The organism is Aurantimonas endophytica (assembly GCF_014196845.1).
GTDB classification, from domain to species: domain Bacteria; phylum Pseudomonadota; class Alphaproteobacteria; order Rhizobiales; family Rhizobiaceae; genus Aurantimonas; species Aurantimonas endophytica.
This window is the reverse complement of sequence record NZ_JACIEM010000006.1, coordinates 279636-302889: the sequence shown is the minus strand read 5'-3', so window position 1 is coordinate 302889 and position 23254 is coordinate 279636. Positions and strand designations below refer to the sequence as shown.

Here is a 23254-nt window from a genome sequence, read left to right as displayed (position 1 = left end):
CGCCGATTAATGATGATGAGTAACGCGGCCGAAATCGAGACGGCCGGCGTCCGGAACCGCGATGGCTGTCCTGGAAGCCGCCGGGTGAACGGCTCGACCGCTGCCAACATCTGCTGCCGCGAACGAAAGCGGGCGGAGCAAGAGCCCCGCCCGCCCGATCGTGTTTCGCGGGCGCGAGCCTACAGCGTGCGGGCGACGTGCTCGACGCGGAAGCACTCGATGACATCGCCCTGGCGCATGTCCTCGTAGTTCTGGAAGGCCATGCCGCATTCCTGGCCGCTCTGCACCTTGGCGACTTCGTCCTTGAAGCGCTTGAGCGTCTTGAGCGTGCCCTCGTGGATGACGACGCCGTCGCGGATGAGGCGGACGCCCGCGCCACGCTCGACCTCGCCCTCGGTGACGAGACAGCCTGCGACCTTGCCGATCTTGGTGATGTTGAACACTTCGCGGATCTCGGCATTGCCGATGAAGGTCTCGCGCCGCTCCGGCGACAAGAGGCCCGACATCGCGTCCTTCACGTCATCCACGAGGTCGTAGATGATGTTGTAGTAGCGGATCTCGATCCCCTCGCGCTCGGCCGCCTCGCGCGCCTGCTTGTTGGCGCGGACGTTGAAGCCGATGATTGCGGCGCGCGAGGCGCCGGCAAGGGCGATGTCGGACTCGGTGATCGCGCCGGCGCCCGAATGGACGATCCGCGCACGCACCTCGTCGGTGCCGAGCTTGTCGAGCGCACCGATGATCGCCTCGATCGAACCCTGCACGTCGCCCTTGATCAGCAGCGGGAACTCCTTGAGCCCCGTATCCTGAAGCTGCGACATCATCTGCTCGAGCGAGCCGCGCTGGCCGGCGCTCTTGGCCACCTGCTTCTCGCGCGCCACGCGCTGACGGTATTCGGCGATCTCGCGTGCCTTGGACTCGCTCTCCACCACCGCGAAGCGGTCGCCGGCGAGCGGCGTGCCCTGCATGCCGAGCACCTCGACCGGCATCGACGGCAGGGCTTCCTTGAGCTGGGCGCCCTTGTCGGTGATCAGGGCGCGGACGCGGCCCCATTCGTCGCCGGCGACGACGATGTCGCCGATCTTCAGCGTGCCGGTCTGGACGAGGACGGTGGCGACCGGGCCGCGGCCCTTGTCGAGCTGCGCCTCGATGACAACGCCTTCGGCGGTGCGGGTCGGATCGGCCTTCAGCTCGAGGATCTCCGACTGCAGGAGGATCGCATCGAGCAGCTTGTCGAGATTGGTGCCCTTGAGCGCCGAGACCTCGACGTCGAGCACTTCACCGCCCATCGATTCCACGAACACCTCATGCTGCAGCAGGGCGTTGCGCACCTTGCTGGCATCGGCGCCCGGCTTGTCGATCTTGTTGATCGCCACGATGATCGGGACGCCCGCCGACTTGGCGTGATTGATCGACTCGATGGTCTGCGGCATCACGCTGTCGTCGGCCGCCACCACCAGGATGGCAATGTCGGTCGCCTGGGCGCCGCGAGCCCGCATCGCAGTGAAGGCGGCGTGGCCCGGCGTGTCGATGAAGGTGATCTTCTGACCGCCCTGCTCGACCTGGTAGGCCCCGATATGCTGTGTGATGCCGCCGGCCTCGCCGGAAACGACGCTGGTCTTGCGGATCGCGTCGAGCAGCGAGGTCTTGCCGTGGTCGACATGGCCCATGATGGTCACGACCGGCGGCCGCGGCACGAGGTTCTCGACATTGTCGGCGACGTTGAAGATGCCTTCCTCGACGTCCGACTCGGCGACGCGGCGAACCGTGTGGCCAAATTCCGACGCGATGAGCTCGGCGAGGTCGGGCTCGATGATGTCGCCCGGCTTCATCATCTGTCCCTGCTGCATGAGGAACTTGATGACGTCGACGGAACGCTCCGACATGCGGTTGGCGAGTTCCTGGATGCTGATGGTCTCTGGAATAATCACTTCGCGGGCAATCTTCTCTCGCGGCTGGTTCTGCTGCGAGCGCTTGAATTTCTCCTGACGACGGCGGATCGACGAGAGCGAGCGTCCGCGCGCGCCTTCCTCGGAGGTGAGCGCCTTGTCGAGCGTCAGCTTGCCGCGGCGACGACCGTCGTCGCGGTCCGGACGGGCCGGCTTCGGCGCCTCGGCGGGTGCGCCCCTGACGGGACGGCGCGCGCCGGGACGGGCACGGGATGCCTCGTCCTCGTCTGCACCGGGACGCCGACGCGGTTCGGCGCGGACTCCGCGGGCGGCAGCCGCTTCGGCATCGGCCGGCGACACCACGGCGGCGGGAGCCTGGCCCCGGCGCTCGGCCTCGGCTTCGGCCTTGCGACGCGATGCCGCCTCGGCCTCGAGCCGGGCATTCTCCTCGGCCTGGCGGCGCTCGGATTCGGCCCGCTCGCGCTGACGGCGCTCGTCCTCGGCAATGCGACGGTCCTCTTCCTCGCGGAACAGGCGCCGATCCTCGACTTCGCGCTGCTTGGCCAGTTCGAGCGCCCGGCGACGCGCATCCATTTCACGCGACGACAGATCGCTGAGCACGGCGCCGCGCGGCTGGCGGGCACCCGGCGCGGCAGCGGCGGGCCGGCGATCGTCGCGACCACCCGGACGCGCCGGCGCCTGGCCGGGACGCGATGGTCCGGCCGACGGCTGTTGCGGACGACCCTGCTGCGGGCTGCCCGGACGCGGCGCGGCGGAAGCCGGACGCGCGGTGGCCACGGGCGGCGCAGCAGGCCGAGCCGTCGCCACGGGAGCGGCAGGGCGGGGTGCCGGCGGTGCCTCGGCAGGCGCTGCGGCAGAAGCGGTCGGGGCGGCCGCCGGCGCAGACGGCGCCTCGGCGGCCGGTGCCGGTGCCTCTGGAGCAGGGGCAGGGCTCTTCGCCTCGACCGGCTCCGGCGCGGCTTCGACCGGCTCGGGCGCCTTGGCGGCGGGCGCCTGGCCCGGCTTCGGGCCCAGCTGGATCTGTGGCGGACGGCCGCCCACCTGGGGCGGCGTCGGCGGGGGCGTCGACGGTGCGGGCGCAGCCTGCGTCGTTGCAGCCGGCGCCGGTGCCGGCGTCGGCGCTGGCTGCGGCGCGCGCGGCTGCGGCGTCGGAGCCGCCGCGACGGACGGCGCGGCGTCCTCCGGCTTGGCGATCCGCCGCTTCTTGGTCTCGACGACGACGTTCTTCGTGCGACCGTGCGAGAAATTCTGCCGAACGGTGGACTGCTCGACGCCGCCCCGCTTCAGGGTCAGAGTCTTCTTCGTGCTCACGCTCAGCGTCTTGTCGTCGCCGGACTTGGTATCGCTCATCTACGCTTCCGCTTCCTGCGCGGGATCGATCCCGCGCCCTTCATCTTGCCCGGAGCGTCGCTCAGAAGGCGCTCCCGTGTCGTTCAATTTCTCAGTCGCAGCTTCCCCGCGCCCGAAAGGGGCATCGCCGGAAACCGGTCCGGGGCTCTCGCCCCGATATTTGTCAAGCGCTGCCATGCGCTTCGCCGCAGCCGAGCCCGCGTCACCGGCAAGGATGGCTGCATGTATCACATTCCCGCCGCCCAAAGCCAAACCCAATTCGTCTGACGTAAACAGACGCAGGGCCGCTATGGCCGGCTCCGACCGCGATGCCGCCGCGGCGCGGCGTGCCTGGTCGAGCTTGCGCAGCCCATCCGCCGCAGCGTCCGATGCCTGCACCAGAAGCAGAGCCCGGCCCGTGCGGACAGCCGCCTCGGTCTTGGTCGCCCCGGTCACCAGCTGGCCGGCCTTTCGGGCCAGTCCCAGCGCGCCGAGGGCCGACTTCGCCAGCAGCCCGTCGACCATCTGGCCGAGGTCCGGGGCCGCCATCACTTCCGCCTTCAGTGCCCGGCCGAACAGCTTGCGGCGGACCGCCTCGTCGACCGATGCCCGGCGCATCGCCACATGGGCGCCGCGCCCCGGCAGCCTGCGCCGCAGATCCGGCACCACCGCGCCGTCGGGTCCGCGCACGAAGCGGATCAGGTCCTCCGGCGGCTGCGCCTTGCGGGAGACGATGCAGGTGCGGTCGTTCAGTTCCGCCTCCCCTGCAGCATCCGCCGGATCGTCCATCGCCGCCGTCAGACCGCCGCCTCTTCCGTCTCGGCGTCTTCGTCCGCCTCGACCTGCGGGCCGTCGATGTCGGCCTGGGTGATCCAGCCGGCCTTCAGCCGTGCGGCGAGGACCATCTGGTCGGCCGCGGCACGGGAAATCTCGAACTTGCTCAGCGCGCCCGGGAACCGCTTGGTCTCGCCGTCCTTGCGTTCGCTCCAGCCGATGAGGTCGTCCGCCGCGCAACCGGCGAAGTCTTCCATTGTCTTGATGTCTTCCTCGCCGAGCGCCACCAGCATCTCGGTGGTGAGCCCGTCGATTTCCTTCAGCTCGTCCGAGACGCCCAGCGCAACCCGCTTGGCGTCGAACTCGGCCTCGCGCTGCTCCAGGTATTCGCGGGCCCGCGCCTGGATCTCGCCGGCCGTCTCGTCGTCGAAGCCCTCGATCGAGGCGACCTCGTCCTGCTCGACATAGGCGACTTCCTCGACGCTGGCGAAGCCTTCCGATGCCAGCACCTGGGCGACCATCTCGTCGACATTCAGGGCGTTCATGAAGATCTCCGAACGCTCCTGGAATTCCTTCTGGCGGCGCTCCGACTCTTCTTGCTCGGTGAGAATGTCGATGTCCCAGCCGGTCAGCTGGGAGGCCAGCCGGACGTTCTGGCCGCGGCGGCCGATCGCCAGAGATAGCTGGTCATCCGGGACGACGACTTCAATGCGCTCGGCATCCTCGTCGAGCACGACCTTCGAGACTTCGGCCGGCTGCAAGGCATTGACGAGGAAGGACGCGGCGTCCGGCGACCAGGGGATGATGTCGATCTTCTCGCCCTGCAGCTCGCCGACGACGGCCTGCACGCGGCTGCCGCGCATGCCGACGCAGGCGCCGACCGGATCGACCGAAGAATCGTTGGAGATCACGGCGATCTTGGCTCTGGAGCCCGGATCGCGGGCGACCGCCTTGATGGTGATGATGCCGTCGTAAATTTCCGGCACTTCCATGGTGAAGAGCTTGGCCATGAACTGCGGATGGGTGCGCGACAGGAAGATCTGGGGTCCGCGCTGTTCGCGCCGCACGTCGTAGACGAAGGCCCGCACCCGGTCGCCGTAGCGGAACAATTCGCGCGGGATCTGCTCGTCGCGGCGGATGATGCCCTCGCCGCGGCCGAGATCGACGATGACGTTGCCGTATTCGACGCGCTTGACCGTGCCGTTGACGATCTCGCCGACGCGGTCGCGGAATTCCTCGTACTGGCGGTCGCGCTCGGCCTCGCGGACCTTCTGCACGATCACCTGCTTGGCCGACTGCGCGGCGATCCGGCCGAAATCCATCGGCGGCAGCTGCTCGGCGATGAAGTCGCCCGGCTCGGCGTCGGGGTTCTTGTCGCGTGCCAGGTCGAGATGGATCTGGATGTTCGGATCCTCGACCTCCTCGACCACTTCGAGCAGGCGCTGCAGCCGCATCTCGCCGGTCTTGGTGTTGATGTCGACGCGGATATTGGTCTCCTGACCGTAGCGGCTGCGGGCCGCCTTCTGGATCGCGTCGGCCATGGCGCCGATGACGATCTCGCGGTCGATCGATTTCTCGCGCGCGACTGCGTCGGCGATCTGCAGAAGCTCAAGCCTGTTCGCACTCACTGCCATTGTCGGTTCTCCTGAATTCGGGTCCCTGCCGCGCAGCTGGCGCGGCGGCTCCATATGGTCCAGCGGGGCCGAAGGCGCCGCAATCGCTTCTCGCCGTTCAGTGCGGCCGCCCGGGCGCCTCGTCTGCGGCGTCTTCGTCCTGCGGCTCTCCCGATGCCTTGCGGGCAGCCTTGTCCGCCTTCAGCGACGCCTCGATGAGGTCGTCGGTCAGAATCAGGCGCGCCTCGCCAATGGCATCGAACGGAATTTCCACGGTCGGCGTCTCGTCCGGCGCCGGCTGCTCGCGCTCGACGGTGATGGCGTCCTCGCCGACCTTCACGATCTTGCCGCGATAGCGCTTGCGATCGTTGATCAGCCGGGTGGTCTCGAGCTTCATCAGGAAACCCGCCCAGATCTCGAAGTCGCCCTTGCGCACCAGCGGCCGGTCGATTCCCGGGGAGGAGACCTCCAGATGATAGGGCTTGTCGATCGGATCGTCGACGTCGAGGACCGGAGAGATGCCGCGCGACACCGCCTCGCAGCCTTCCACATTCATCGTGCCGTCCGGCCGCTCGGCCATGATCTGCACGGTCATGCCGTTGAGGCCGGAGATCTTGACCCGCACAAGGCGATAGCCGAGCTGCTCGATCGCCGGTTCGACGATTGTCGCGACGGCGGCCTCGAGCCCCTGTTCCTTGACGATGCGCTGGTCTGCGGTAATCACGTTGCTCCGAAAATCGCTGCGGTCCGGGTCCTGCCGGATCGGACCGGTGGTCCTCCTGCGGGCGTTCGGCCGGGGCCGTCGGAGCGCGCCATCGCGCAAACCAGGGCCCCTGAAACAAAAAAGAGCGGGACCGGCAGGACCCACTCTCACGATCGCATCGCAGAGAATTTCGTGTTCTATACAAGCTTCCCGCGGCTGCATCAAGTCGGCGGGCAGGTGTCGCTCACTGCCGCCGCCCGGACGCGGCAGCAGCTCACACCCGCCGGAACGTCAGGTAGGCCGGACGCCTTCCCTCGCGGATCGCCTTCGCCTCGTATCTCGTGCCGGGCCAGCCCTCGAAGGGCTCGTGCCAGTCGGCCGCCCGCGATGCCGTCCATTCGAAGGCCGGGTGGTCGCGGCAGTGCTGCAGCGTCCAGTCGACATAGGTGTCGATGTCGGAGGCAAAGCAGAACGATGCGCCGGGGACCAGCACCCGTGCGAAGCGATCGAGATTGCGCGCATTCACGAAGCGGCGCTTGAAATGCTTCTTCTTCGGCCAGGGATCGGGGTAGAGCAGGTCGATGCCGGAAAGGCTGGCCTCCGGCAGCCAGTCGAGCAGCCGCGTGGCGTCGTCGTCATAGAGGCGCAGATTGGGCCGCGGCTCCGCCTGGACGACCGACAGCAGCTTGGCCATGCCGTTGACGAAGGGCTCGACGCCGATGAAGCCCGTCTCTGGCCGGCGCCTGGTCTCGGCCAGGAGATGCTCGCCGCCGCCGAAGCCGATCTCCAGATGCACCCTCTCGACCGGGGCCGAAAACAACCCCGTAAGTTCGGTCGGGGCGGGCGTATCGAGATCGACAAGCAGCGTCGGCAGCAGCGTCTGGAGCAGCGCCGCCTGGCCCGGCCGCAGCGCGGGACCCTTCAGCCTGCCGAAAAACGCCTCGCGGGCGCGCTCCCGGTGGGGGACGGCGGACGGATCGTTCTCCATGAGGGACTTGCTTCTGCTGGCGTTGTCAGCGGCCGCGGGCGAGCCGCAAGCATTCGGGCGATGTCGGACCCATCGACATAGCGAGCCCGGCGAGGCCCGCATTGCCGCGCCTTGCCGATCCCGTCAAGGGTTTGGAAGACTGGACCCCGTCGCCCGGATCAAGCCTTGTCTTCAGCCGCCGCTGCATCGGCGAGCGTGCGGACCAGATCGATGACCCGGCGGCGGACCTTGGGGTCGGCGATGCGCACGAAGGCGCGATTGAGCTGCAGCCCCTCGGTGGAGGACAGGAAATCGACGACATAGTCGGGCCCGGATGGCTCGGCGAAACCCTCCTTGCCGTCGATGCCGCCCGGGGCATCCTCGAAGAAGAAGGCCACCGGCACGTTCAGGACCTCCGACATGCGCTGCAGCCGGCTGGCCCCGATGCGGTTCGATCCCTTCTCGTATTTCTGGATCTGCTGGAAGGTGATGCCGAGGCTTTCGCCGAGTTTTTCCTGGCTCATGCCGAGCATGGTCCGGCGCAGGCGGACACGCGACCCGACATGCGTGTCGACCGGGTTCGGCTTCTTCTTGTTCTCCAGCATCGGAAGCGCCTTCATCCTTGTCCCGCCCGACCCGCTGCGGCGGCGCATTGCATGCGCCACGTGCGAACCCAAAATTGTCTTAAATCAATTTCGAATTCCGGCCTAAGCGGTGTGGCTCCGGACTGTCAATCAATCCTTACGTGCATCCTCGCCCGGGAAAGCAACCCTATTGCCAGGGCCGCGGTCCAGGCCAGCCAGAAGGGCACGTTACCGAAAAGAGCATAGGCTGTCGGCGCGCCAGCCTCGGGCAGCGCCACTTCGACGGTACCGGTCGATCCCAGCGCCAGGCCGCCGACCTGTCTCCCATAGGCATCGTTCACGACTGAAATACCCGTATTCGCACTGCGCACCAGCGGCAGGCCGAGGGCGACGGAGGTCAGCTCAGCCAGCCGCAGATGCTGGTAAGGCCCCGGTGTCGCACCGTACCAGGCATCATTGGTGTCATTGACGAGGAAGCCGGGCCGCGTCTGCGGCGAGCCGGCATCGATCTCGCCGGGGAAGATGATCTCGTAGCACACCAGCGGCAGAAAGGACGGCGCGCCCTCGAGCGGCACCCTGCTACGCACGGCGCCCGGGGAAAACCCGCCCGGCATGTCGGCCAGCTGCGACACGCCGAGGCCTTCGAGGAATGTCTGGAACGGCAGGTACTCGCCGAACGGCACCAGATGCACCTTGTCGCGGGCGTCGATGATCTCGCCGTTGTCGTCGATCACATAGACCGAGTTGTAGACGCGCGAGCTGACGTCGTCGGGACCCTCCAGCCGCGCCGCACCGGCGATCAGCGTCTCGCCCGGCAGCAGCGTGTCGGCGATGCGGGCGATCGCATCGGGGCGTTCGGTCAGCAGGAAGGGGAACGCCGATTCCGGCCAGATCACCAGCGTGCGTATTGCCGGAACGTCGGGTTCGGCGGTTCCGGCCGCGTCGGCGGGAGCGGTCGCCCCGATGATCTCGCCGGGCTCCGCCCGCGTCTCGGTCAGCCTGATATGCCGATCGAAGATCGTCTCCGCCTGGCTGTCCTCCCATTTCTGGGTCTGCTCGATGTTCGGCTGGACGACGCGGACATTCACCGCCTCGACGAATTCGGTGGGGTGGGTGGCAAGACGCCAGGCGCCGAAGCCGACATGGAAGACCAGGAGCGCCGCCGCCACGGCCAGCGTCGCTGCGCGACCGCGCCGGTCGGCGAGGACGGCCGGGGCGGAGAAGACGAGCACGGCGAGCAGCGTCAGCCCATGCACGCCGACGAGGCCGGCGGTCTGCATCAGCAGCGGCACCGGCGCGGCCATGACGCCGATCTCGTTCCACGGAAAGCCGGTGAACAGGAAGGCCCGCAGATATTCGACGAAGCCGAAGGCGGCGGCCAGCGCGAAGATGCGGTAGGCGCTGTCGCTCCAGAGCAGCCGGGCGAGCACGGCGGCGACGCCATAATAGACCGCGAGGATTGCCGGCAATCCGAGTACCGCAAGCGGGATGAAGATCGCGAACTCCGCGGCATCCACCAGCATGGCCGCGCCGAGCCACCACAGGCCGGCGACGAAATAGCCGAAGCCGAAGAGCCAGCCGGTGGCGAACACCGGCATCAGCCGTCGCGGCAGCGAGCGACCGGGGTCGAAGGCCGCGCCGTCGATCAGCCAGACCAGCAGCGGAAAGGAAACGAAGCCGATCGCCGGGAAATTGAACGGCGGCAGCGCGAGCGTCGCAAGCGCGCCAGCAACGAAGGTCAGCAAAGCGCGCCGCCAGCCCGCGACGAGGAGGACGCGGCCGGCCAGACGATCGAGAAGGCGGCCCTCGCCGAGGAGGCCGCCGCGACGGCTTATGGCGCTCAAATTGCCCCCGCATGTGAGGTCGACGACCCCATGCACGATGCCGGTCCGCCAGTTAACGATACTCGCTTTCGCGAGGCTGATGTCATCCGGCGGCCGGGCAACCAGAGCCGCCGGGCCGAAAACCGGTGCCGGCGGTACGCCTAGGGGGCATTTGCCAGGCCCTCGACGACGCGGCGGCGCTTGTCCCCCTGCCGGAAGCGCACGATCCGCACGCGCCGGACGCGCCGCGGATCGGCATCGAGTACCTGGAACTCGAAGCCCGGCACGGCCTGGATCACCTCGCCCCGGGTCGGTACCCGTCCGAGTTCGGAGAACAACAGGCCGCCGATCGTGTCGGCTTCCTCCTCATACTCGCTGATGTCGAAATCCTCACCGACCAGCGCCTTCACTTCGTCGAGATCGGCCCTGGCATCGGCAACCCAGATGCCGTCGCCGCCGGCCGTGATCATCGGCGCCTCGTCGTCGTGCTCGTCCTCGATATTGCCGACGACCATCTCGATGACGTCCTCCAGCGAGACGAGGCCATCGGTGCCGCCATATTCGTCGATGACCAGCGCCATCTGGGTTCGCGTCGCCTGCATTCTCGCCATCAGGTCGGAGGCAAGCATCGAGGGCGGCACGAACAGCACCTTGCGGATGATGCCGAGGTCCTCGATCTTCTTGGCAAGGTCGATCTGGCGCAGATCGAGCCCCGACTTCGGCTTGCGCGAGCCGTTGCCGCCGCCCGCGGCCGTGCCGCCTGGCCTCGCCGGACGCGCCACGCGGGTGATGTGGGCAACGACGTCGCGGATGTGGATCATGCCGCGCGGGTCGTCGAGGCTTTCGCCATAGACCGGCATGCGAGAATGGCCGCTCGCCTCGAACTGCCGCATGAGTTCGCCGAGCGTGGTACCGATCTCGGCAGCCTCGATATCCGCCCTCGGAACCATCACATCCTCGACCCTCACCTCGCGCAGCCGCAGGATGTTGTTGAGCATCGCCCGTTCGGCCGGGCTGAAGGCGTCCTCGCCGGAGCCCTGATGCATCAGGGCCTCCGTCAGATCCTCGCGCATGACGCGGGGCATGCGCGGGCGCATCCGACGCAAGAGGCTCGCCCAGACGCCGGGCTGACCCGGCGTCCCGGCGCGCCGACTTCGGTCGTCGCCGGCGTTGCGGTCTTCGGCGGCATCGCCGACCTGTGTGTCGCCACGGTCCCGGTCAGGCACGTGCGCTTCGATAGTCATCGTCTCACTCATCGTTCGATCGGCATCGTGGCCGGTGTTGCTGTGCCTTCGGCATAGGGATCGGCGACACCCAGCTCGTTAAGGATCTCGACTTCAAGCCGTTCCATGGCCTCCGCCTCGGTGTCGTCGACATGGTCGTATCCGACAAGATGGAGGAACCCATGCACGAGAAGATGTCGGAAGTGGGCATCGAAGGGCTTGTCTTCCAGCGTCGCCTCGCGGGCGACGGTCTCGTAGGCGAGGATGAGATCGCCGAGCAGCGGCCCGGGTGGAGCCCCGGGCGCCGCCATCGGGAAGGACAGGATGTTGGTCGGCCGGTCCTTGCCGCGCCATTCGGCGTTGGCTGCCTGCACCATGGCGTCGTCGGCGAGCGTCAGGCCGATCTCGCTCACGACGTCGCCTGGCAGGCCGATGCGGCGGGCGGCAGCGGCAAAGGCCAAGTGCGCCAGCAACGCGATGTCGCCGAGGCCGGCCTCGTCCCAGGCCGGCACCTCGACGGCGAGGGCGACGGTCAGTCCGTCATATGAACGCGGTTGTCGGTCTTCGGGCACTTAACTGTCCAGCGGGATGCTCGGCGCGCGGTGGCGCGTCGCATCCTCCTCATAGGCCTCGACGATGGCCTGGACCAGCGGATGGCGCACCACGTCCTTGGCCTCGAAGCGCACGGTGACGACGTTCGGCACGCCGACCAGCACCCGCAGCGCCTCGACCAGGCCGGATTTCTGGCCGGGCGGCAGGTCGATCTGCGAGGGATCGCCGGTCACCACCATCCTTGCGTTCTCGCCCAGGCGGGTGAGGAACATCTTCATCTGCATCGCGGTGGTGTTCTGCGCCTCGTCGAGGATCACCGCGGCATTGGCGAGCGTGCGGCCGCGCATGAAGGCGAGCGGCGCGATCTCGATGGCGCCGGCGGCGAGCGCCCGCTCGACCTTCTCGGCCGGGATCATGTCGTAGAGCGCATCGTAGAGCGGCCGCAGATACGGATCGACCTTCTCCTTCATGTCGCCGGGCAGGAAGCCGAGCCGTTCGCCCGCCTCCACCGCCGGGCGCGACAGGATGATCCGGTCGACCTGGCCACGCTCCAGCAGCATCGCGGCGTGGGCGACGGCAAGATAGGTCTTGCCGGTACCGGCAGGGCCGACGCCGAGCACCAGCTCGGCGCGGTCCATCGCCCGCATGTAGGCGTCCTGCGTCGGGGTTCGCGCGTGGATCGTCCGGCGGCGGGTGGCGATCTGGGCCAGCGACATGCGGCCCTTCTTCTCCAGCGTCGGCAGGATCAGCTGGTCATCCTGGGCGATGGCCATGCGAACGGCGCCGTCGACGTCCTTCTGGCCGATCTCGCTGCCGCGCTGCAGGCGCTCGTAGAGATGGTCGAGCGCTCGGCGCGCCTGTTCGCTGGCCGCCTGCGTGCCGCGGATCTCGACCTTGTTGCCGCGCGCCCGCGCATCGACGCCTAGCTTCTGCTCCAGCAGCGCCAGATGCTCGTCGAACTGGCCGAACAGCGAGCTGGCGAGGCGGTTGTCTTCGTAGGTCAGCACGATATGCGCCATGTCGGAGGCGCCGGATACCGGCAGCGTCACATTCTCTGACTTCAAGCGACCTTCCTTCCGGCTTCGATCCCGGCGCCCGCTGCCATCAGCGAGTTCGGCAGGGTCGCTTCGATGGATACCGTCACGATGTCGCCGATCGCCCCGGCCCCGGCCGGCAGGACGACCGGCTGCAGGAAGGGCGAGCGTCCGACGAGCTGATGGGCATAGCGGCCCGGCTTTTCCACCAGAACCGGGATGGTCTGCCCGACGAGGCTCGCGGCGAAGCGGTCCTGCTGGACGCGCAACAGCGCCTGCAGGCGCTGCAGCCGCTCGGACTTCACCGCCTCGTCGACATGGTCGTCCATTTCGGCGCCGGGGGTGCCCGGACGCGGAGAGTATTTGAACGAGAAGGCCGAGGCGTAGCCGATTTCGACGACGAGCCGCATCGTCGCGTCGAAATCCTCCTCGGTCTCGCCAGGAAAGCCGACGATGAAATCGCCCGACATCGCGATGTCCGGCCGGGCGGCGCGGATCGTCTGGACAAGCTCCAGGTAGTCGGCCGCCGTGTGGCGCCGGTTCATCGCCCTGAGGATCCGGTCAGAGCCCGACTGCACCGGCAGGTGCAGATACGGCATCAGGCTTTCGAGATCGGCATGGGCGCGGATCAGCTCGGCATCCATGTCGCGCGGATGCGAGGTGGTGTAGCGCAGCCGGGCGATGCCGGGGATCTCTGCCAAGGCCCGCAGCAGGCCAGCGAGGCCGACCGGTCGGCCGGCGGCATCCTCGCCCGCCCAGGCGTTGACGTTCTGGCCGAGCAGGGTCACCTCGCGGACGCCCGAATCCGCCAGGCGGCGGGCCTCCTCGACGATTCCGGCGAACGGCCGCGAGACCTCGGAGCCGCGCGTGTAGGGCACGACGCAGAAGGTGCAGAACTTGTCGCAGCCTTCCTGGACGGTGAGAAAGGCGGTGACGCCGCGCGCCCGGATCTGCCGGTCGTTGGTGCGAGGCAGATGGTCGAACTTGTCCTCGACCGCATAATCGGTATCGACGACCTTGTCGCCGCGCGCCACCCTTGCGAGCGCCTCGGGCAGGCGGTGATAGGTCTGCGGGCCGACGACGAGATCGACGACCGGCGCGCGTCTGATGATCTCGCTACCTTCGGCCTGGGCGACGCAGCCGGTGACGCCGACGTGGAATTCGCGGCCCTGGCTGTGGCGCTCGGCCTTCAGCAACCGGATGCGGCCGAGCTCGGAATAGACCTTCTCGGCGGCGCGCTCTCGGATGTGGCAGGTATTGAGCAGGACGAGGTCGGCGTCCTCGATCGTCTCCGTCGGCTCGTAGCCGTCCTTCGCCAGCGCGTCGCCCATGCGCTGCGAGTCGTAGACGTTCATCTGGCAGCCGTAGGTCTTGATGAAGACCTTGCGGGTATTGGCGCCGGCGCCCACCGGGACGGGTGCTTCGGTTGTTTCGGTCATGCGTCCTTCTGATCGGACCATAGCCCCCGGCCGTGCCGACGGAACTGGTTAGATACCTATATCGCCACCATCGCGACCGGGCGCAAGTCGGAGATCGGTTTCCCGCCGTCGAGCGTCGCGATTCGTCGTCCTGCTGTGGCCGCGAAGGCTCGCCACCAGCATGTGCCGCACCCGCTCCTCGGCGGTCCGCGCGACCTGCTTGCGGTCGGACGCGGCGTCGAAGAGCAGCGGCTCGCCGAAGGTCACTTCCGCCTCGACGGCGCCTTCGCGCAGGAAGGCAAGGAGATGCGGCCCGAGCGGGACGTCTCCCGGCCAGGCCGCGAGCGGGCGGAAGAAACGCCCGAGCGGCACGCCGTGGGCGCTTGTATAGGCGATCGAAACCGGCTGGACGCGAACGGCATGCGTCTCGGCGTTCCGGAGCGCTGCCTGCGCCGCACCGAAGAGGGCAGTCTTGAACGGCAGCACCTCGTTGCCGTCCGAGGTCGTTCCCTCGGCGAAAAGCACCATCACGTCGCCCTGATTGAGCCGTTCGGCGATGGCGTCGGCCTGCACGCCGGTCCGCCGGCGATCGCCGCGCTCGACGAAGACCGTCCGCTGCAGCCGGGCGAGAAGCCCGAAGGCCGGCCAGTCCCGCACCTCCGCCTTGGCGATGAAGGACAGCGGCATGATCCGGCCGAGCACCATGATGTCGGCCCAGGACTGGTGGTTGGACGCGATCAGCAGCGGGTGGTCCGGGCTTGGCCGTCCCACCACCGTTACCTTGAGGCCGGTGACGGCGCAGGCGACGACATGCCAGAAATGCGGCAGACGCCGCGCGAGGGTCCAGCCACGCGCCATGGCAAGGTTCTGCAGCGGCCAGAGGACAAGCGTCATCGTCGTCAGCACGAAGGCGACGAACCCGACGCGCAGCCAGGCGATCATGCTCTGCCGGCTCTCTGCGCCATCATGCCGGGGATTTTTCCTGCACGGCTAACGGAGCGAGCGCTTGAGGGTCAGCGCGCTGGTGCGCCGGCCGTCCGGCTGGCGGTAATAGGCCGGCCGGCGCCCTGCCTCGACGAAGCGAAGGCGCTCGTAGAGACGGCGGGCGGCCGTGTTCTCCTCGTCCACTTCGAGAAACAGCGACTCGGCGCGCTCGGCGTGGAGATGCTGCAGCACGTGGTCCATCAAGAGCCGGCCGACACCATGGCGGCGGGCCCGCGGCGCAACGGCGATGGTGAGGATCTCGGCCTCGCCCTTGGTGTTGCGGGCGAGGACGAAGCCGAGCGGCGGCTCGCCGGCATGGCCGACCCGGCGCGCGACGAAGCCGAAACTGCCGGCCTGCCCGAGCAGCGAGGCCAGTTCGTCTCCCGACCAGGGATGGTCGAAGGCCTCGCTGTGCAGCTCGGCGGCGGTGTCGAGATCGTCATCGGTCAGCGGGGTGCAGACGACAGGCCCGGTGCGCACCAGTGCTTCCAGAAACGAGGTCGTCCAGGCCCAGGGCAGATACCAGTACATCGAACGTCCTCCCCTTCTTCGGCCACACGCCGCACCGTGGCAGACACCGCTTGCCGCGAGGTTACTCCATCACGGCACGGCTTGAGGAGAGGCCGGGACACGAAAGCTGATCGTGCCCGCGGCACTGGACGGTTTGGCGTCGGCGCCGCGCAGATACAGCGGCTTGGGCGGCGCTTCGGGTGCGAGTGCGGCGAGACGGGCGAACGCGGCCATGTCGATGCGCGAATCGCTGCCGAGAAGCTCTGGGCGCCGGTCAGGAAGGGCGGCCTGTGCGATCGGGGAGCCGGTACCGACCAGTCCGAGCGGCGCGTCGGCATCGAGGCCGGCGAGAATCGCCGACAAGTCCGCCGGCGCCAAAGCGCGCGGTGCCGCGATGACGGCGCCTTCGGCATCGTAGAGCGCGGCGTAGATCTCGCCCCGCTTGGCGTCGAGCGTCGCAAGAACCGCCCGGCCCTTGCCGAACTCGGGCGCGGCCAGTGCGGAGAGCGTGTCGATGCCGACTGCCGGGATGTCGAGTGCCAGCGCCAGGCCGCGGGCCGAGGCGACGCCGACCCGGATCCCGGTGAAAGAGCCGGGGCCGACGGTCACGCCGATCCGCGCAAGGTCGCCATAGGCAACGCCCGCCCGCTCCAGAACGTCGGCGATCACCGCCATCAGCTGCTCGGCGTGGCCCTTGCCGATCTCGGGCTCGGCCGATGCGAGAAGCCGGCCGCTCGCTCCGTCAAAAACCGCGGCGGAACAGCGCGCGAAGGCGGTGTCGATGGCGAGAAGCAGTTGCGTCACGTCACCGGCGTCCGTCTGCGCCGCGCCGCTCGCGCGCCGGCCGATGCGGCAGAAACGGCCACGGGCGGAACTCCGGCGATCAGGCTGCTTCCATCGCCTCCACCGCCTCGACCTCCGGCACGAAATGGCGCAGCAGGTTCTGGATGCCGTGCTTCAGCGTGGCGGTCGAGGACGGGCAGCCGGCGCAGGCGCCGCGCATGTTGAGATAGACCGTGCCGTCCCGGTAGCCGCGGAACGTGATGTCGCCGCCGTCCTGGGCGACGGCAGGACGAACCCGCGTCTCGAGCAACTCCTTGATGGTCGCGACGGTATTTGCGTCGCGCTCCTCGAAGAATTCCTCGCCTTCCGGCGCCGCCGTGCTCTCGCCGGCTGCCAGCATCACCGGATCGTTGGAGAGGAAATGCTCCATCAGCCCGGCGAGGATGGCCGGCTTCAAATGCTGCCAGTCCGGCCCGTCCTTCGACACGGTGACGAAGTCGTAGCCGAAGAACACGCCGGTCACGCCCGGCACCGCCATCAGGCGGGCAGCAAGCGGCGAGCGGCCCGCGGCGTCGGCCTGCGACAGGAACTCCTCGGTGCCAGTCTCGAGAACGACCCGACCGGGCAGGAACTTCAGCGTGGCGGGATTCGGGGTCACTTCCGTCTGGATGAACATGGCTTGCCTCTCGTGCGACCGGTGCCGCCGACTTCATTGGAATTGTTCTAAACTATACAGCGCGGTGCCGCTTATCGCAACATAAGGTGCGCGGCCTCCTATCAACAGAGGCTGGCGATATCCTCATCGGTCAGCGTCGCCGGCACGATCGTGACCGGGATCGGGAAGGCAGCGCCCTTGCCGGCGACCGAGGAAACCAACGGCCCCGGCCCCTCGGACGCGTCGCCCGACGCCAGCACCAGGATCGCGATCTCGCGGTCCGCCTCGATCAGCGCGTGGATCTCCTCGACGATCTTGCCCTCGCGCACGACGGTCTCCGGCTCTATCCCGACCTTCTCGCGCAATTCGTCCGCGACCTTGGCGAGCTTGGTGCCGGCCTCTTCGGCAGCCTCGGCCCTCATGATCTTCTCGACGCCCAGCCAATGCTGGAAATCGCCTGGTTCGATCACGAAGAGCAGCACAGCACCGCCGCCGCTGGCCTTGGCGCGATGCGCCGCATAGGAGGCGGCGCGCCCGCATTCCGGCGTGCCGTCGATGATCGCAAGGAACTTGCGCTTGCCGCCGGCATCCCGGCCAATTCGTCTTGATACCATTGCGGCAAGATGGCAGCGGCGGTGCCCGCCGACAAGCGGCGGCGCCATCCGCCCACATACTTTGCCGCGTCCGTCAGCGGCGCAACGATCAACCGCCTCGCGCCGCGAATGTCCGCTCGGCTTCAGTCGTCGAGAAGGCCGATGATCTGCTTGACGTCCTTCATGGTCCGTTCGGCGATGGCGCCGGCGCGCTCGCCGCCGTCCCTCAGCACGGCGTCGATATGGCCCGGATCGGCCATCAGGCGGCGCATCTGCGAGGTCACCGGCCCCAGCGTCTCGACCGCGAGATCAACCAGCGCCGGCTTGAACTCGGAGAACTGCCGGCCGCCGAACTCGGCGAGGATTTCGGCCTTGGGCCGCTCGGCAAGCGCCGCGTAGATGCCGACGAGATTGTCCGCCTCCGGCCGGCCGGCGAGACCCTCCAGCTCGGACGGCAGCGCATCGGGATCGGTCTTGGCCTTGCGGATCTTGCGGGCGATCGCCTCGGCGTCGTCCGTCAGGTTGATGCGCGAGAGATCCGAGGGGTCGGATTTCGACATCTTCTTGGCGCCGTCCTTGAGGCTCATCACCCGCGTCGCCGGCCCCTCGATCAGCGGCTCGGTGATCGGGAAATAGCCGTTCACCGTCTCGTCGCCCGTCGCCATCGGCTCGCCGAGCCCTGCGGCGGCGATCTTCTGCGAAAAGTCGTTGTTGAACTTCGCGGCGATGTCGCGGGTCAATTCCAGATGCTGCTTCTGGTCGTCGCCGACCGGGACGTGGGTGGCGCGATAGAGCAGGATGTCGGCAGCCATCAGGCTCGGATAGGCGAGCAGGCCGAGCGAGGCGTTCTCGCGGTCCTTGCCGGCCTTCTCCTTGAACTGCGTCATGCGGTTCATCCAGCCGATGCGCGCGACGCAGTTGAAGATCCAGGCGAGTTCGGCATGGCCGGAGACCCGGCTCTGGTTGAAGACGATGTGGCGCGCCGGATCGATGCCGGCGGCAAGGAAGGCCGCGGTGATCGAGCGGATCTGGCCCGGCAGGTCGTCATGGACGAGCTGCGCGGTAATGGCGTGGAGATCGACGACGCAATAGAGGCAGTCGTGGCTTTCCTGCAGGGCGACGAACTTGCGGATCGCGCCCAGATAATTGCCGAGATGCAGATTGCCCGTCGGCTGGACGCCGGAAAAGACGCGGGGAGTGATGGCGCTCATGGATCGCGGCTCCGGGGTCGGAAGATGAGGTGAAATCGCGGCGGGTTATGGCCGAGGGGCAGGCATCGATCAAGCGCTGCCTTCATCCGGGCCTGCCGCCGGGGGCGCCGGCCGACGTCGCTTCAGCACCGCGAAGAGCAACCGGCGGTCGGCGGCGCCGGTGGCCAGCGCCAATGCGAAGTAGATTGCCATGGCCGACGCGACGAGGATGCCGATCGCCAGGATCTGCGTCGCCAGCGGACTATCTGGCCGGAGCCAGCCGTCCAGCTCCAGCATCGCACCGATCAGCGCTGCGCCCATTACGAGCGAGCACAGAAGCGTCAGGGTCGAGCGCTTGACGAGCTGCCGGTCGACCTCCCAGAGGCCCTTGCGATAGAGCCCGGCAAACAGCAGCCCGGCGTTCAGCCAGCCGGCGATGGTGGTGGCCCAGGCGATGCCCTGCTCCGCAAGCAGCGGGAACAGCGCCAGCGACAGGACAATGTTCACCCCGGCCGAGAACAGCGTCACATACATCGGCGTGCGCGTGTCCTCGCGGGCGAAATAGCCGGGCGAGAAGACCTTGATCATGACGAAGGCCGGCAGGCCGAGGGCGAAGATGCCGAGCACCGCGGCGACGGCCGGGGTCGCCGTAGGGTCGAAGGCACCGCGCTCGTAGATCACCCGGATGATCGGCTCGGGAATGATGAACAAGGCGACGGCGGCCGGCAGCGTCAGGAACAGCGCGAATTCGAGGCTGCGGTTCTGGGTGTGCTGGGCCTCGCGCAGGTGCCCGGCCTTCAAGGCACGTGCGAGTTCCGGCAGCAGCACGACGCCGATGGCGATGCCGACCATGCCGAGCGGCAGCTGGTAGGGCCGGTCGGCATATTGCAGGATCGACACCGCCCCTGGCTTGAACGATGCGACGGCCTGACCGACGAAGAGGTTTATCTGCGTGATGCCGCCGATCAGGGCGGCGGGGCCGGCAAGGACCAGCAGCCGCTTCAGCCCCTTGGTCCAGCGCGGCCGCCGGAGCGCGACGCCGAAACCCGCCATGCGCATGGCGACGACTACCATCGCCAGCTGCGCGAAACCCGCAAAGAGCACGCCCCAGCTCATCAGGAAGCCGATCGTCGCCTTGTCGGCACCGGCATACTGGCACCAGACGAGGACACCGATCAGCACGAAGTTCAGGAGTGTCGGTGCCGCCGCGGCGGCGAAGAAGCGCCGGAAGGCGTTGAGGATGCCGCTGACCATCGCCATCAGCGACATGCAGGCGAGATAGGGGAACATGATCCGCGACAGCGTGACCGTCAGGTCGTAGCGCGCCGCGCAGGACAGGACGTCGCCGCCAGCGGAGGGGTCGTCGACGCAGACCGCAAGGCCGGGGGCGATGATCGTCTTCACCAGGAACGGCATGAAGATCATCGCGACGACGGTGAGGGCCACCAGGACGGCGAACAGCGTCGAATAGACTTCGCTGGCGAAGCGCCTCGCGCCGGCCTCGCCCTCTTCCTCGAGCGAGCGCGCGAAGAGCGGGATGAAGGCCGCGTTGAAGGCCCCCTCGGCGAACAGGCGGCGAAAGAGGTTGGGAAAGCGGAAAGCGAGGTTGAAGGCGTCGGCGACGGGGCCGACGCCGAGCGCCGAGGCCATCATCATCTCGCGGCCGAAGCCGAAGATCCGGGACACCAGCGTGGCGCCGCCGACAGTCGCAAACTTGGAAAGAAGGCTCATCGGGCGGGCATGCCGAAGGCCCGCGGCGAAGACATGGCAACGAGCGAGGAGACCTCGCCCTCGGGATTGTCGAACACCGCCTTCAGCCGCGCCTCGATCCGTTCGGCCCGCGATTCAGACGTGATCTTGGTGCCGATCAGATCCGTCACGTAGAAGACGTCGACGACCTTCTCGCCATAGGTGGAGATGTGGGCCGAGCGAATGTCGAGATTGAGGTCGGAGATCGCGCCGGTGATGTCGGACAGAAGGCCCGGCCGGTCCAGCCCCTCGACCTCGATGACGGTGAACTGGTTGGACAGATCGTTGTCGAGCCGGATGCGCGGCGACAGGCTGAACAGCCGCGTGCCCCGCGAGGGCTTGCGATGGGCGAGCAGGTTGGCCGGCACTTCGCGCCCCTGCAGCAGCCGCTCGATATTGTCGCAGATGCGCTCGGCGCGGCGAATCTCGTCGTCGTCCGACTCGAATTCGCGGTTCAGCAGCATGACGTCGAGGGCGCGCCCGTCCGACATGGTGAAGATCTGCGCGTCGGCGATGTTCGCACCGGCACCGGCGCAGGCACCGGCGAGCAGCGACAGAAGCCGCGGATGGTCGGGCGCCAGCACCATGATCTCGGTGATGCCGTGGAACCGGTCGGTGCGGATGCGGGTCGAGAGCGGCCGTCCGTCCGATGCCTCGCGCAGGAAATCGGCGTGGCGCAGCTGGTCCTCGAGCGGGGTGGTGAGGAAGTAGTTGGGGTAATGCAGCTCGAGATAGGCCGCGCGCTCGGAATCGGGCCAGCCGGACAGGCGCTCGGCCAGCCGCAGCTTTGCCCGCGCCAGTCGTTCGCTCCGCGACGACTGGGTGAAGCCCCCGGTGAGGGTCGGCTCGGTCTCGAGGTAGAGCGTGCGCAGAAGCTGGCCCTTCCAGCCGTTCCACACGCCGGGGCCGACAGCCTTGATGTCGCAGACCGTCAGGACCGTCAGCAGCTTCAGCCGATCGAGCGTGCGGACCTTCTCGGCGAAGTCGAGGATCGTCTTGCGGTCGGTCAGGTCGCGCTGCTGCGCCGTCATCGACATGACCAGGTGGTCCTCCACCAGCCAGGCGACCAGGTCGGTCTCCCGCTCGTCGAGGCCGAGCCTCGGGCAGAGCTCCCGGGCGATCCGGGCGCCGGCAACGGAGTGATCGGCAGGCCTGCCCTTGGCGATGTCGTGCAGGAGCAGAGCCACGTAGAGCGGCGTACGATCCTTCAGCGCGTTGACGAAGCCGGTGGAGAGCGGCAGTTCGCTGGCAAGCTGGCCATGCTCGATCAGCGACAGCGTGTCGATCGTCCGAAGCAGATGCTCGTCCACCGTGTAGTGGTGGTACATGTTGAACTGCATCATCGCGACGATCTTGCCGAAATCGGGAATGAAGCGGCCGAGCACGCCGGCCTCGTTCATGCGCCGCAGATGCAGCGCCGGGTCGACGCGATCGGTCAGGACGTCGAGGAACAGGCTGTTGGCGTCGCGGTTCTCCCGCAGCGCCGCGTCCACCAGCCGCAGCGAGCGGCGGATCAGCTTCAACGCGTCCGGATGGTACTCGAGCTGGTGCATCGCCGCGAGGCGGAAGATCCGGATGAGGTTGACCGGATCATCGCGGAAGACGTTCGGCCCGGTGACGTTGATCCGGTTGTTGTCGATGTGGAAATCGAGCGTCCCCGGAATCTTGCGGGCGCGGCCGCGCAGGCTGCGCACGAAGCCCTTCAGGCCCGGCGCGTCCTTTGCATGCTCCTCCTCCAGCGCCGCGCAGAAGATGCGCGTCAGATCGCCGACATCCTTGGCGATCAGGAAGTAGTGCTTCATGAAGCGCTCGACGTCCTTGAGCCCCGGATGGGTGTTGTAGCCGAGCCGCTTGGCGATCTCCGGCTGCAGGTCGAAGGCCAGCCGCTCCTCCGCCTTGCCCGTGACAAAATGCATGTGGCAGCGCACCGCCCACAGGAAGTCTTCCGCCTTGGCGAACAGGCGCCATTCGCGCCGCGAGAAGACACCCGCCTCGACCAGTGCCTCGGTGGTCGCCACCCGGTAATGGTACTTGGCGATCCAGAACAGCGTGTGGAGGTCACGCAGCCCGCCCTTGCCCTCCTTGACGTTCGGCTCGACGAGATAGCGGGTGTTGCCGCTCTTGGCGTGCCGCGCCTCGCGCTCGGCGAGCTTGGCCGCGATGAATTCCTCGCTGGTGCCGGCCACCACTTCCGCGTCGAACCGCCGGCCGAGCTCGGCGAACAATTCGACATCCCCGGCAACCAGCCAGCGTTCGAGGATCGAGGTGCGGATGGTGAAGTCGGCGCGCGCCAGCTTGATGCATTCATCGACGGTGCGGGACGCGTGCCCGACCTTGAAGCCGAGATCCCACAACATGTAGAGCAGGTATTCCGCCACCTGCTCGCCGAGCGTGGTCTGCTTGTAGGGCAGCACGAACAGCAGATCGATATCGGAGCCGGGAGCCAGCGTGCCACGGCCATAGCCGCCGACCGCCACCACCGCCATCCGCTCGCCGGCACTGAGATTGGCAGTCTGGAACACATGCCGGATCGCATAGTCGTGGACCTCCCGCACGACCACGTCCTGGACCGCCGCCAGCCGTCGGGCGCAGAGAAGCCCACCGCCGTCTTCGAAGAGCGCATCTTCGATAGATGCCCTGGCGTCGGCGAAAGTCTGCTTCAGCAGAGACAGGATCTTCAGCCGCGCAGCCGGAGAGGCCCCGTTCGCGCCATCGCTTGAGGCGATCTCGGCGAGGCCGCCGCGCAGCGTCTCGACATCGAGGATGCCGGAGAGATCGATTTCCTCGACGTCAGCCTGGACACGTCGCTTTGACGGAAGAGACCTCGCCTCGATCAACGACATACATGTTCCTAAGGTGCGAA

18 protein-coding genes and 1 pseudogene are annotated in these 23254 nt (G+C 67.9%); all 19 read right to left on the bottom strand.

Annotated elements, in window-relative coordinates:
- Window positions 1-179 precede the first annotated feature (179 nt).
- A complete protein-coding gene (infB, locus tag GGR03_RS21790; RefSeq protein ID WP_183210889.1) occupies window positions 180-3257 on the bottom strand; it encodes a translation initiation factor IF-2 in 3078 nt (1025 codons plus the stop codon).
- Window positions 3258-3401: 144 nt separating this feature from the next.
- A pseudogene (locus GGR03_RS21785) lies at window positions 3402-4025 on the bottom strand (RNA-binding protein); the annotation flags it as partial.
- Between the two features lie 8 nt (window positions 4026-4033).
- A complete protein-coding gene (gene nusA / locus GGR03_RS21780) occupies window positions 4034-5644 on the bottom strand; it encodes a transcription termination factor NusA (RefSeq protein WP_183210887.1) in 1611 nt (536 codons plus the stop codon).
- Window positions 5645-5741: 97 nt separating this feature from the next.
- Window positions 5742-6347 (bottom strand): ribosome maturation factor RimP, encoded by a 606-nt coding sequence (gene rimP, locus GGR03_RS21775; RefSeq protein WP_183210886.1) that lies wholly within the window; start codon window positions 6345-6347, stop codon window positions 5742-5744.
- A gap of 253 nt (window positions 6348-6600) precedes the next feature.
- Window positions 6601-7314: a tRNA (guanine(46)-N(7))-methyltransferase TrmB gene (gene trmB / locus GGR03_RS21770; RefSeq protein ID WP_183210885.1), complete on the bottom strand. Its 714-nt coding sequence runs from the start codon at window positions 7312-7314 to the stop codon at window positions 6601-6603.
- Window positions 7315-7472: 158 nt separating this feature from the next.
- On the bottom strand, window positions 7473-7898 hold the full coding sequence (locus tag GGR03_RS21765) for a helix-turn-helix domain-containing protein (RefSeq protein ID WP_183211084.1): 426 nt from the start codon (window positions 7896-7898) through the stop codon (window positions 7473-7475).
- 125 nt (window positions 7899-8023) lie between these two features.
- Entirely contained in the window at window positions 8024-9721 is a 1698-nt protein-coding gene (lnt, locus tag GGR03_RS21760) for an apolipoprotein N-acyltransferase (RefSeq protein WP_210292245.1), read from the bottom strand.
- 140 nt (window positions 9722-9861) lie between these two features.
- Window positions 9862-10944, bottom strand: a complete 1083-nt coding sequence (locus tag GGR03_RS21755) for a hemolysin family protein (protein WP_183210884.1) — start codon at window positions 10942-10944, stop codon at window positions 9862-9864.
- 8 nt (window positions 10945-10952) lie between these two features.
- Window positions 10953-11495 (bottom strand): rRNA maturation RNase YbeY, encoded by a 543-nt coding sequence (gene ybeY, locus GGR03_RS21750; RefSeq protein WP_183210883.1) that lies wholly within the window; start codon window positions 11493-11495, stop codon window positions 10953-10955.
- The gene (locus tag GGR03_RS21745) at window positions 11496-12494 is read right to left on the bottom strand and encodes a PhoH family protein (RefSeq protein WP_183211080.1); all 999 of its coding nucleotides are present in this window, start codon (window positions 12492-12494) and stop codon (window positions 11496-11498) included.
- Between the two features lie 41 nt (window positions 12495-12535).
- On the bottom strand, window positions 12536-13948 hold the full coding sequence (gene miaB / locus GGR03_RS21740; RefSeq protein WP_246368388.1) for a tRNA (N6-isopentenyl adenosine(37)-C2)-methylthiotransferase MiaB: 1413 nt from the start codon (window positions 13946-13948) through the stop codon (window positions 12536-12538).
- 48 nt (window positions 13949-13996) lie between these two features.
- Entirely contained in the window at window positions 13997-14869 is an 873-nt protein-coding gene (gene olsA / locus GGR03_RS21735) for a lyso-ornithine lipid O-acyltransferase (protein WP_183210881.1), read from the bottom strand.
- A gap of 48 nt (window positions 14870-14917) precedes the next feature.
- Complete coding sequence (locus tag GGR03_RS21730) at window positions 14918-15442, bottom strand: GNAT family N-acetyltransferase (RefSeq protein ID WP_183210880.1); 525 nt, start codon at window positions 15440-15442, stop codon at window positions 14918-14920.
- A 69-nt stretch (window positions 15443-15511) separates the two neighbouring features.
- A complete protein-coding gene (gene tsaB / locus GGR03_RS21725) occupies window positions 15512-16225 on the bottom strand; it encodes a tRNA (adenosine(37)-N6)-threonylcarbamoyltransferase complex dimerization subunit type 1 TsaB (protein WP_252920334.1) in 714 nt (237 codons plus the stop codon).
- Between the two features lie 79 nt (window positions 16226-16304).
- Window positions 16305-16880 (bottom strand): NifU family protein, encoded by a 576-nt coding sequence (locus GGR03_RS21720; RefSeq protein WP_183210879.1) that lies wholly within the window; start codon window positions 16878-16880, stop codon window positions 16305-16307.
- A gap of 101 nt (window positions 16881-16981) precedes the next feature.
- Window positions 16982-17473 carry a universal stress protein gene (locus tag GGR03_RS21715; protein WP_163043141.1) on the bottom strand — a complete coding sequence of 164 codons (492 nt, stop codon included), beginning with the start codon at window positions 17471-17473 and terminating at the stop codon, window positions 16982-16984.
- A 122-nt stretch (window positions 17474-17595) separates the two neighbouring features.
- Window positions 17596-18663, bottom strand: coding sequence for a tryptophan--tRNA ligase (gene trpS / locus GGR03_RS21710; RefSeq protein ID WP_183210878.1), 1068 nt, complete (start codon window positions 18661-18663; stop codon window positions 17596-17598).
- 69 nt (window positions 18664-18732) lie between these two features.
- Window positions 18733-20373 carry a murein biosynthesis integral membrane protein MurJ gene (gene murJ / locus GGR03_RS21705; protein ID WP_183210877.1) on the bottom strand — a complete coding sequence of 547 codons (1641 nt, stop codon included), beginning with the start codon at window positions 20371-20373 and terminating at the stop codon, window positions 18733-18735.
- The gene (locus tag GGR03_RS21700) at window positions 20370-23234 is read right to left on the bottom strand and encodes a [protein-PII] uridylyltransferase (protein ID WP_183210876.1); all 2865 of its coding nucleotides are present in this window, start codon (window positions 23232-23234) and stop codon (window positions 20370-20372) included. The genes murJ and GGR03_RS21700 overlap by 4 nt, the downstream gene beginning before the upstream one ends.
- Between the last annotated feature and the right edge of the window lie 20 nt (window positions 23235-23254).

Excerpts from the sequence above, each read along its gene's own strand:
- GGR03_RS21700 (WP_183210876.1), bottom strand. The coding sequence starts at position 23,234 with ATGTCGTTGATCGAGGCGAGGTCTCTTCCGTCAAAGCGACGTGTCCAG.
- nusA (WP_183210887.1), bottom strand. The coding sequence starts at position 5,644 with ATGGCAGTGAGTGCGAACAGGCTTGAGCTTCTGCAGATCGCCGACGCA.
- trmB (WP_183210885.1), bottom strand. The coding sequence starts at position 7,314 with ATGGAGAACGATCCGTCCGCCGTCCCCCACCGGGAGCGCGCCCGCGAG.
- miaB (WP_246368388.1), bottom strand. The coding sequence starts at position 13,948 with ATGACCGAAACAACCGAAGCACCCGTCCCGGTGGGCGCCGGCGCCAAT.
- murJ (WP_183210877.1), bottom strand. The coding sequence starts at position 20,373 with ATGAGCCTTCTTTCCAAGTTTGCGACTGTCGGCGGCGCCACGCTGGTG.
- GGR03_RS21720 (WP_183210879.1), bottom strand. The coding sequence starts at position 16,880 with ATGTTCATCCAGACGGAAGTGACCCCGAATCCCGCCACGCTGAAGTTC.
- olsA (WP_183210881.1), bottom strand. The coding sequence starts at position 14,869 with ATGATCGCCTGGCTGCGCGTCGGGTTCGTCGCCTTCGTGCTGACGACG.
- trpS (WP_183210878.1), bottom strand. The coding sequence starts at position 18,663 with ATGAGCGCCATCACTCCCCGCGTCTTTTCCGGCGTCCAGCCGACGGGC.
- GGR03_RS21745 (WP_183211080.1), bottom strand. The coding sequence starts at position 12,494 with ATGGCGCATATCGTGCTGACCTACGAAGACAACCGCCTCGCCAGCTCG.
- GGR03_RS21730 (WP_183210880.1), bottom strand. The coding sequence starts at position 15,442 with ATGTACTGGTATCTGCCCTGGGCCTGGACGACCTCGTTTCTGGAAGCA.
- GGR03_RS21715 (WP_163043141.1), bottom strand. The coding sequence starts at position 17,473 with ATGGTATCAAGACGAATTGGCCGGGATGCCGGCGGCAAGCGCAAGTTC.
- GGR03_RS21765 (WP_183211084.1), bottom strand. The coding sequence starts at position 7,898 with ATGCTGGAGAACAAGAAGAAGCCGAACCCGGTCGACACGCATGTCGGG.
- GGR03_RS21755 (WP_183210884.1), bottom strand. The coding sequence starts at position 10,944 with ATGACTATCGAAGCGCACGTGCCTGACCGGGACCGTGGCGACACACAG.
- infB (WP_183210889.1), bottom strand. The coding sequence starts at position 3,257 with ATGAGCGATACCAAGTCCGGCGACGACAAGACGCTGAGCGTGAGCACG.